This window comes from Corynebacterium sp. HMSC036E10 (assembly GCF_001836265.1).
Taxonomy (GTDB): domain Bacteria; phylum Actinomycetota; class Actinomycetes; order Mycobacteriales; family Mycobacteriaceae; genus Corynebacterium; species Corynebacterium coyleae.
Window position 1 is genome coordinate 55990 of record NZ_KV827989.1, and the last position, 453, is coordinate 56442.

General features: G+C 58.9%; 1 pseudogene. It reads right to left on the bottom strand.

The window, feature by feature from the left end:
• Positions 1 to 430 (bottom strand): annotated as a pseudogene (locus HMPREF2736_RS12875) (HNH endonuclease); the annotation flags it as partial.
• Positions 431 to 453: the final 23 nt, after the last annotated feature.

The following is a 453-nucleotide window of genomic DNA, read 5'->3' on the forward strand; positions in this document are numbered from 1 at the left end:
CACCGGATTGGATACGCGTCCATTCGGGAAGCGGGACCATAATGATCGGCCGTGGTACTGCATGCGGCACCCCACTGCCCTTGCCGTCGCCGCGCAAGATACCCATGAGTGCATCGGCCATCTGGCCGGCTGGCGGCAGTTCCGTGTCGATCATTCCGCGCAGCGTGTGTTCAATATCGGCAATGTTGCGCGCCGAATGCGTCAAGTGCAGCGTGGCCATACCCTCACGAGCACGAGAAAACCGCACTTGCTTTTCAGGCGCGGGTTTCTTCGCATCAATAACCCGATCGGCATAACGCGAGAGCGCATCAAAGCGGCCCTCGAACTGCAGCAGGGTAAAGCGCAACCGCCAACGCTTCGCCGCATCTTCAACCACGGCGAGTTTGCGTTCAATCAAACACAACTGATCCAGGGGTGTATCTGCTGCCATGTGGCGTGCGTCGGATTGTTTCC